We start from the raw sequence: 9,725 nt of genomic DNA on the forward strand, positions 1-9,725 counted from the left end.
ACTTAAAACTCCTCATCATTTGAATATCCATCGTATTGAAACCATTGGTTGCCACCATTGTTCTTCGCAATATACATAGCCGCATCCGCTTGCTGAAGAATCGAATCAATTGTTGAGGTAGATTGGATTGTGGCGACCCCGATACTTACTGTAAGACGTATGGTTTCACCATTTGACGCGTTTATTCCCTGGGAAATAACGTTGTTCATCTCCTTTAAGCCAACAGGTCCATCCTCTTGAACGACAACGAATTCATCAGCTGAAAATCGATATACTTGACCTCCGAACGTTTCCACGAATCCGCTCAATCGTTGTGCGATTTCAATCAACAATTCATCTCCGATTAGGTAACCATATTGATCATTAATCCGTTTGAAGTCGTCTATATCGATCAACAACAATGTGATTCTTTGTGAACGCTGAATCTGTCTATATAAATCGGTCATCAGTGTATATCGATTACAGAGTTTTGTCAGTTGATCCTGTGTCGCAATTCGAATCATTTCGCGTTGTTTCCGCTCTTTCCGAATGCCGTTCTCTAACCATCTTGCAAGCAACCGAATTGTGTCTGCCAACTCTTGCAGGGTTTCTTCGTCGAGTTGATCGTTTAAATTGCCTTGCTCCGCCAATAAGACAATCCACCCAAACACTTGGTGTTTATGTGTCAAAGGGAAGCTGACAATTGTTGTGAACTCAATTCCATCTACAATCAGTTCTCCTTCTTGAAGAGTTTGTGAACCGACCGTCGTCAGTTGATGGAGGGTGCGTAGCTCTTCTTCCTCCCACATCAGACGAGACACCCCGTTCTCGACCAAGAGGCGATGTGAGGATTCACTTGAGAAGATCACGGCATGCGAGTAACCAACCCATTCCAATAAGATTTCTTGAACTCGTGCCAACTGGTCTTGAAACGGCATACGAAGTGCTGTCGCTTCATACAACGCCTCTACGACTTGTTGGCGTTTGATTTGTCGCCGTGACATTTCTGTATGTTCAATCTCTGCCATGACCCAGTGTGTGAACGACTCGAGCGCATGTAGATTCTCTTCAGTGAATGTTCTCGCCTGAGCATCTACCACACAAAGCGTACCGATGACGTGACCTTGTTTCGTCCGGAGCGGCACCCCGGCATAAAACCCGACTTGATCGAGCCACGGACTGTCACTCTCAAATGCTTCAGCTGCCACATCTTCAATCACAATCGGACGTTCCGACGTGACGACTCGCGTACATAGCGTCCACTCCCGCTTAAGATGAGAAGATTCGAGTTCGATCCCGACACACGATTTGAACCATTGCTGGTCCGTCGTCATGATGGAGATGAAGGCAATCGGCACCTGAAACGTTTGTGCGACCAAACGAGAAATCCGATCAAACCGTTCTTCGTGTGGCGTGTTTAAAATCTCCAATCGTAAGATGGCCTTTATTCGCTTTATCTCGCGTTCATCGAGTGAAGGATGAAGTAACTGCGACGGCTGTTCAATTTTCGATAAGACCACCTGGTGAGAATACAAGATTTCGAGTGCCTCATCTAGGTTTTCGAGCGCCATCGGGCGGCTAAAGAAATAACCTTGAATTTCATCACAGCCGAGCTGACGTAAAATACGATACTGTTCTTCCGTTTCAACGCCCTCTGCTGTCACTTCGAGTTCTAACTTTTTAGCGAGTGACACAATCAGTTTGACGATTTCGTATTCTTTCATCCCATTCTCTTGATCGAGTTGTGCAACGAATGATCGGTCAATCTTGATGCCATCGATTTCAAATAGCTTCAAGTAATTTAAAGAAGAATAACTCACCCCAAAATCATCAATCACCAATCGGAATCCTTGCTGCTTCAACGATTCAACCGTTTTGATGGCAGCGACCGGTTCATGCATGAGTGTGTGCTCCGTCACTTCGAATTCAAACTGCTCCGGCTTCAGGTCATATGACGAAATGATGGTCACCAATTCATTCATGTGATGCTCATGAAACAAATTTGGTGACACATTCACGGCGACACGACGACCTTCGAATTGCTCTGCATATGCAGATACGTCCTGACAGACTCGATTCATGACGAATTGCGTCACGTCTTCAATGAGAAGTGACTGTTCCGCCACACGAATGAACGTTTCAGGAGAGACGAACCCAAGTACCGGGCTATTCCAACGAATGAGCGCCTCAAAATGAATCGACCCATCCATCGACACTTTCGGTTGATAGACCATATACAGTTCGTCTTGTTTGAGCGCCTTTACCAGTTCCGTTTCGATCATGATTTCATCAATGTAACGCTGTACATACTCATCGTGTTCATATAAACGAATCGTTTGATTACCGGCCTGGCGTGCTTCAAGCAGAGCGGTTGAAGCGTTCATAATCACGCGATCAGCGTCAGACGTTCCCGAACCGATGCCGATACAACTTGATAATGGGAATTCTGCATCGGCCACTTTGTAAGACTGACTCGCGATGACATCAAGTAAATGTTCCGCATACATAAAGGCCGTCTTCATCGGGACGTGGGGCAAGACCGCGATAAAATCTTCCCCATCGACCCGACCGATAATGGAACCTTGCGGGAGTGTATTCGCCAATTGACGCGTGATGTCTTTAATCAATTCATTCGAGCGCTCCACCCCTTGGAGCGACATCATCATCTTGAAACGATTGATATGTAGGCGCATCACACTCGTTTCTTCCGTGCTCTGGCGCTCAAACAGTTGATCAAGATCCAATTTGACTTTCATCAAATTCGGCATTCCCGTCAAATAGTCCATATGTTCGATACTACGCAACAACTTGATTTCCGCTTCTTCTGACAAATCCGTCGTCAAACTGAGCACGTAGCGCACGACACCCGATTCATCTTCGATCGGCACAAGCATAGAGGAGGCGAATCGGGCCGTATTGGATTCAACATTCATTTTTGACATAAAATAGACCGGTTCCCCCGTCTCGACGACCGCATCATAATGTCCAATCAATTCATCTGCCACTTCTGAGCGATACATCTCATGTAAATACTGACCTTCCACATCATCCGGAAGCGAGGAAGCGACTTTTCCCTGATCGCTCACATGAACATAACGATAGCCTTCATCCGTCACTTCCATTAGAAATACCATTCGATACAAGCGTGTGAACAGCTCAAATAGATAATATGGGTCGCCTTTCATCCGTTGCATCGTATACCTCCACCTGTTCCTTTTTCTTATAGTGTAGTTGGTTTCGCTCCGACTATGGAGAAAACCTTTGAAAAAAGGGTAAAACGTTTTTCATTCATACAAAAACACCTCCTCAATCTGAGAAGGTGTTCGTCGAATCAAAGCAACTCGTTCGCCAACAGGCGATAGACGTTCAAGCGATCCTCTTGTTTATGCTGGATGCTACAAATCATCGCTTCATCGAAACCGTAGCGTTCCGATTCATCTCGCAACTGTTCTGCGATTTGTTTCGGTGTTCCCACGAGGTGAATGGCTCGGTTGTTGGCGATATGAATTTTATCGACTTCTGTGAGCGGATAGTCGTGAGCCGCTTCCGGACTCAACAGCTGTCTCAACTGTCCGCGCATCAAGAAGAGTCGCGATAAATCAGACGGTCGAGCCAAATATTCTGCCTCTTCTTCCGTCTCTGCCGTCGTGACCAAATACGTGACGCTAATGTCCGGCTTCTCCATAAAGTCAGACGGGGTGAAATGGTGGCGATACGTATCGAGTGTGTCGGCACTCAGTTCGCCATTGAAAAATTGAGCAAACGAATAACCGAGTCCCATTCGACCGGCTTGTACGGCACTGTTCCCGCTCGACCCAAGTAACCACGCTTCCGGAAGCGTGACGCCTGTCGGTGCTGCCGGCGTATTTTTATACCATCGCTCTTCCGGTGCTTCATCTTTGATTAATTGAAGCGTCGTATCGAGCTTTTCGTATAGACCGTCCATCATCGGCTTCTGCCCTTGTGACATCGCATAAATGGCGTTCGCGTCCCCGCCTGGTGCGCGTCCGACACCGAAGTCGATGCGTCCTGGTGCTAGGGCGCTAAGCGTCTTGAACACTTCCGCCATCTTGAGTGGCGAATAGTGCATCATCATGATGCCGCCGGACCCGAGACGAATCTTGTTCGTCTTAGCTGCCAGATAGGCCGTGATGACTTCCGGAGCCGAGCTCGCGAACGACATGCCGCCATGGTGCTCCGCCATCCACATCCGGTAATATCCCAACTCCTCTGCGACTTGTGCGAGCTCGACCGCGCTGTTCAGCGCATGCTCGCCTGTATGACCCGACGTGACCGGCGCCTGGTCTAACACACTCAATCTCATGATGCATTCTCCTATCTCTATAATGAAGTTTCTAAATATCTTGAATTTGTTGGACTCGCCGTCATCATACTAAATGCTTCAAGGGAATACGAATGTTTTGCCTAGTGTCTGCTTTATATTTTTCAGAAAATTTACGCATTCGGTTGATAGCACCTGGTCATATTTTTTATACTAAGAAAGAAATACGTTTTAAGAATAGCTGGATGTGTAATGGGGATACATAGACAGTACAAACACTTCGGGGAAATGGGGAATACATCATGAATGGTTCATCAACACCAGACGGAAAGAAACCTTCTTTTTCGAGTCGAGACTTTTTTAAGTTCTTGATTCCATCGCTCATCGGCATCATGTTTTTCATCGTACCAATCTCATCAGAAGAAGGCTTTACGATTCCGGTCGCTTTCTTATCCAATCTATTGATTGAGTGGATTGGCGAATTCGTCCCGACACTCGCTGTCATCATGATGGGGATTTCGATTGTCGGATCTTTATTGTTGTTTACGGCACGTCCTGCTTTTATGGTGGAACGACCGTCCATCAACGCACTCTTTAGCGTGACACCGTTTTGGTTCGTCATGCGCATCATCGGTTTTGTCGCCGGTGTGATGACGCTACTCACACTCGGACCAGAAATGATCACGTCAGAATTCACAGGAGGTTTGCTCCTCTTTGATTTGATTCCAATCTTGTTTGCGACATTCTTTTTTGCAGGTATGTTGTTACCGCTCCTCTTGAACTTTGGGCTTCTCGAGTTCGTCGGGACATTCTTGATGAAAATCATGCGCCCACTCTTCCGATTGCCAGGGCGCGCCTCACTCGACTCGCTCGCTTCATGGGTCGGGGATGCGACGATTGGGATTCTACTGACGACCAAACAGTATGAGGAAGGTTATTACACGAAACGGGAAGCATCGATCATTGCGACGACCTTCTCCGTCGTCTCGATCACGTTCACTATTGTCGTCTTACAATATGTCGAACTCGATCAATATTTCTTGCCATACTACGGAGCGATCGTCTTATCTGGCTTGGTCGCAGCGCTCATCATGCCACGGATTTATCCACTATCTAAAAAAGCAGATACGGCTTATGAGAAGACCGAGCTTAAACCGGAAGAAGAGGTGCCGTCAGACGTTTCACTCGGGAAGTGGGCGTTGATACAAGCGCTACAAAAGTCACGTTCGAGTAAAAGTTTTCTAGAGACACTCAAAGACGGCTTCAAAAACGTCCTCGATATGTGGATCGGTGTTCTCCCTGTCGTCATGGCGGTCGGGACGATTGCGGTCGTCATCGCAGAATATACGCCGTTCTTTACCATTATCGGGAAGCCGTTCGAACCAATCCTGATGCTCCTGCAAGTACCTGAGGCATCGGAGGCTGCTCAGACGATGGTCGTCGGTTTCGCCGATATGTTCTTGCCGGCCGTCCTCGGAAGCGGCATCGAGAGCGAATTGACACGTTTCGTCATCGCCACACTGTCTGTCACTCAGCTTATCTACATGTCTGAAGTCGGGGGCTTGTTGCTCGGTTCAAAACTACCGATCTCATTCCTCGACCTCGTCTTAATCTTCTTGTTACGCACCTTCATCACACTTCCAATCATCGTCGGGATCGCGCATCTTGTCTTTTAACGAAAACGACGCCCTTTCTCTTTTATGAGATAGGGCGTCCTTTGTATACTAAAAGAAAAAGGAGGGGGACCTAGATGGAGCACCCATTTGCAGGACAACTCGAGGTCGCGAACAACGGCTATGCCGGAATCATCGATCCGGAAGCTTATGTGAACGATCGCTATCACGGGCGCTGGACATTAAAGCGCTCCGTACAGATTGAAGGCGTGCCCGTCTTACTCCAACGCCAGTTCGAGAACGGAAAGAACAACTGTACGTTGACGTCCATTACCGCGATCTTTCGTTTCTATCGAGACCATGGGTATACGAATATTCCAGATGATGTGACGCAAATTCAAGAAGATGTGCGCGAGATCGCCTTCATGCATCATTTCAAAGACGAGAAAGGGACACCTCCGACTCAAATCGCCACCATCATCACGAAGCTATGGAAGCGATACGGATATGACGGTCGAGGCAGTTCACGCTATCTATGGAAATGGTCGACGTTTGAGCGTGAGCTGAAAGCGGGTCGCCCGTTTGTATTGAATATGGCGAACGGATTTTATAAAAACCATTCCGTCACCGGAATCGGTTATTTACAATTTGAAAAACGGGGTTTTCCGGACGTCATCTTGTTGGCCGTGCTCGACAACCGTACAAAAGACGTGCGCTACATCGACTTCAACGAATTCAATTTCTGGGGAAGTATCACGCGCGTCCATCCGCCAGCCACTCGTCCATAATCGTTTCAAGCGCTTGTCCGATTCGTAACAGATGCTCACGCTTGGCATATGACCCGTAATGCAGCCCGTTTGAATCACGACCATTCCCGAGCCCGACGAACACTTCAGACGGCTTCATATGAAGTCCAATCATCGGGATGCCCGATTCATGGCGTCCGATTTCATAGGTGACGGCAGGATAGGCTGCCAGTCTCCCCGTCGTCGAGAAACCTGTGAAGGCACGACAATTCTCTCGCCCCAGCACAATCAACCGGGTCGGGTTGATATATGTAATTGTGCGCTCCAATAACTCGATTGAGTTCGGGTGTTCCATCCAGTCGCGTCCGGTCTTCATCTTCCCCATTTGTTCATACGTCGCAAGTTTAAAAAAATCGACGTGGATGACAGAGACCGGATCGTCATAAAACGTTCGCCCCATCCCGTTCAACAGCGCCTCAAGTTTGGCGCCATTCGGTTTCCCGAACCAGCTCGTTGTCGCGCGACCCGATTCGAAATAGGCCGATGCTCGTTCTATCGTTTCTTGCAGCGCCTCTTCATTTCCGAGGTAATCTTCAAACGAGAGCGCGTTCCGCCAATAGAACTTTTGGTGTTGCCCCATTCTCGGTGTCCCGTCTCGATGTAAAAACTCGCCGCGTGACGGGTTCGTCCCAATAGTCAGCCATTGATTCGCACGAGGACGACCGTACCAAAGGACAGGCGATGCCTCCGAAATCAGTTCTTGACCAAACGATGTCTCACATAACGTTGCTTGAAATCGGATTGCATCTTGTAACAATTTTACTGCCTCCATGTCATCCCTCCTCTCCCGTTCGTTTCCCGCTTTCGAGAGTTCATAAAATGCGTTATAGTGATAGGACGAAGCCAAACAAAGGACGTGTATACATGCGCATCAATAAATTCATCAGTGAATCAGGCAAGGCGTCCCGTCGCCAAGCCGATCGTCTCGTCGAAGAGGGACGCGTCACCATCAATGGGAAAAAAGCAAAAATCGGCGACCAGGTAAAACCGGGGGATGAAGTCCTCGTCAACGGTTCGGTCGCACGTGTCGCACGAAACAACGTGTATATTGCCGTCCATAAACCGGTCGGGATCACGAGTACGACAGAGAAGAAAGTAAAAGGGAACTTGGTCGACATGGTCAACCACCCGCTCCGCATCTTCAACATCGGTCGTCTCGATAAAGACTCGGAAGGCCTCATCCTCATGACGAACGATGGCGATATCGTCAACGAAATCCTTCGCGCAGAAGGCGAGCACGAGAAAGAATACATCGTCTCGGTCGATAAGCCGATCACACCGGAGTTCGTCGAACAGATGGAAGCCGGCGTCAAAATCCTCGGACAGAAGACGCTACCGTGTAAAGTACGTCCGCTCTCGAAGTTCGACTTCAACATCACCCTCACGCAAGGACTAAACCGTCAGATCCGTCGGATGTGTGAGGCGCTCGGCTATGAAGTATTCCGCCTCCAACGCGTGCGTGTCATGAACATCACGCTCGGAAAACTCCCGCCTGGACAATGGCGCGACCTTTCGAAAAAAGAGCGGGAGCAGTTGTTCCGCGAATTGAATTACGAACCGAAAGAATGGTACTAAAACAAGCCTAGACGCGCGTCTAGGCTTGTTTTTTATTCTGGTTGAAGCGATGCGACATGGTCGGTCTCACGACGAATGAAACGTTTGAGTTGAGCGCTCAAGTCGTCGAGCTGGCCCATTGTCGTTCTGAACTTAAAGGTCGCATGGAAGTGGTCGAACGAATCGTGTTGCCACTCGTCATGGATGAAGACGTCGACTTGAATCGTGCCTATCCGATCAATCAGTGTGAACGTGAGGCTGATTTTTTGGTCATCCGCATCCGGGTCCAACAACTCCCAAGTCACGGGATTCTTTCCCCATATATTATTGAATCCATCGATTGAGTCAATCAGTTCTTCCAATGTCTCGTCCTGTATATATACATCTTGATTGCTCGAACAGACGGATGCATGGAGCTGTAGCCTAACCTGATAAAACAGCTCAGTCTCATCCATCCAAATCCGTTCCATCTCGAATTGAGTTTTCACTTTTCGCACACGCCTTTTCGTTTTAATCTGACCACTTACTCTGGGCGAAGCGATTCGACCGAATCGGTTTCGTGTCCTAAGAATGCCGACAGTTGTCGCTGCAAATCATCCATCTGTCCCATCGTCGTCTCGAACGAGAACGTCGCCTTCATATCTCCGCCATCACCTTTATTTTGCTCGATTGCGGCGCTGACTTGAACAACCCCTCTTGCATTCGCAAGCGCGAACGTCAAGGAGAGACGGACGAGTGGAAGGTTGAGTATCCACATCTCCGGAGACTTCCCATTCCGTTCATTGAACGCTCGTAACGAAGAGATGAAGGCGTTGATATCGGATGCTGTGACATACTCGTTCACGGTAACCTCGCACCACTTTCCTTTTAGTGTCATCATCACTTCGATTGCGAAATCGTCTTCCCATATTCGAATCATTTTGAACTGTTCTACCATCCTCATCCCCACGCTTTCATTTCGACTATATCATGTCAATTTGATGAATCATTTAAATTTTTTACTCAAAACGGGAATATGAATGGTATAGATGATTTTCAAACGAAAAGAGGTGATTCGTCATGAATGGTGCAATCTTTCCACACACCTCGGTCGGCAAGTGGTCAATCATCCTGATTGCCTTGTTTCTTGCCATGTATGTGCCGTTTCTCCTGCTCAATCAATTTGATACAATCTTCCACTCGACGCTTTGGAGCGACAATACTGCAAACATGCTTCGACTCAGCTATATGACCACATTCTCCGTCCTCGGGCTCGGAGCGTTTGTGACAGGATGGTGGGCTATTCTGAAGCAGAAAGAGTATGCTGTGCTCGTCTTTTTTGCCGCTGTGCTCAGCTCAGGTCTAGTCATGCTACTCGTGATGGAGTTAGTCGGAATCTTTGAGTAATCAAAAACTAGGGCCTCCATAGAGACCCTCAGGCTGTTGACGAACCAGATCGCAAGATGCGATCTGGTTCGTCTTTTTTTATGTTCAACGAGCTTGAGGCGTTCT

9 protein-coding genes are annotated in these 9,725 nt (G+C 48.0%); 4 read left to right on the forward strand and 5 right to left on the reverse strand.

What is annotated here, in order from left to right; translation table 11 throughout:
* Positions 1 to 2: 2 nt before the first annotated feature.
* Positions 3 to 3,173, reverse strand: coding sequence for an EAL domain-containing protein (locus PQI28_RS04470; RefSeq protein WP_339962632.1), 3,171 nt, complete (start codon positions 3,171 to 3,173; stop codon positions 3 to 5).
* Between the two features lie 137 nt (positions 3,174 to 3,310).
* Positions 3,311 to 4,303 (reverse strand): LLM class flavin-dependent oxidoreductase, encoded by a 993-nt coding sequence (locus PQI28_RS04475; protein ID WP_041917962.1) that lies wholly within the window; start codon positions 4,301 to 4,303, stop codon positions 3,311 to 3,313.
* A 260-nt stretch (positions 4,304 to 4,563) separates the two neighbouring features.
* On the opposite strand from PQI28_RS04475, the gene PQI28_RS04480 reads away from it, so the two are divergent.
* The gene (locus PQI28_RS04480) at positions 4,564 to 5,937 is read left to right on the forward strand and encodes a YjiH family protein (protein WP_214785491.1); all 1,374 of its coding nucleotides are present in this window, start codon (positions 4,564 to 4,566) and stop codon (positions 5,935 to 5,937) included.
* Positions 5,938 to 6,011: 74 nt separating this feature from the next.
* Positions 6,012 to 6,662, forward strand: coding sequence for a C39 family peptidase (locus tag PQI28_RS04485; RefSeq protein ID WP_339962633.1), 651 nt, complete (start codon positions 6,012 to 6,014; stop codon positions 6,660 to 6,662).
* On the opposite strand, the gene PQI28_RS04490 is transcribed toward PQI28_RS04485, so the two are convergent.
* Positions 6,628 to 7,452, reverse strand: coding sequence for a hypothetical protein (locus PQI28_RS04490; RefSeq protein WP_339962634.1), 825 nt, complete (start codon positions 7,450 to 7,452; stop codon positions 6,628 to 6,630). The genes PQI28_RS04485 and PQI28_RS04490 overlap by 35 nt on opposite strands.
* A gap of 92 nt (positions 7,453 to 7,544) precedes the next feature.
* Between PQI28_RS04490 and rluF the strand changes: the two genes are divergently transcribed.
* Positions 7,545 to 8,255: a 23S rRNA pseudouridine(2604) synthase RluF gene (rluF, locus tag PQI28_RS04495; RefSeq protein ID WP_015880301.1), complete on the forward strand. Its 711-nt coding sequence runs from the start codon at positions 7,545 to 7,547 to the stop codon at positions 8,253 to 8,255.
* 32 nt (positions 8,256 to 8,287) lie between these two features.
* Here rluF and PQI28_RS04500 read toward each other — a convergent pair whose 3' ends face one another.
* Positions 8,288 to 8,722, reverse strand: a complete 435-nt coding sequence (locus PQI28_RS04500) for a hypothetical protein (RefSeq protein ID WP_214785488.1) — start codon at positions 8,720 to 8,722, stop codon at positions 8,288 to 8,290.
* A gap of 35 nt (positions 8,723 to 8,757) precedes the next feature.
* On the reverse strand, positions 8,758 to 9,171 hold the full coding sequence (locus PQI28_RS04505; RefSeq protein WP_271305847.1) for a hypothetical protein: 414 nt from the start codon (positions 9,169 to 9,171) through the stop codon (positions 8,758 to 8,760).
* A gap of 122 nt (positions 9,172 to 9,293) precedes the next feature.
* On the opposite strand from PQI28_RS04505, the gene PQI28_RS04510 reads away from it, so the two are divergent.
* On the forward strand, positions 9,294 to 9,620 hold the full coding sequence (locus tag PQI28_RS04510; RefSeq protein WP_339962635.1) for a hypothetical protein: 327 nt from the start codon (positions 9,294 to 9,296) through the stop codon (positions 9,618 to 9,620).
* Positions 9,621 to 9,725 lie beyond the last annotated feature (105 nt).

Origin of the sequence: Exiguobacterium sp. USCH10 (assembly GCF_037619445.1) — a bacterium.
GTDB lineage: Bacteria > Bacillota > Bacilli > Exiguobacteriales > Exiguobacteriaceae > Exiguobacterium > Exiguobacterium aestuarii_A.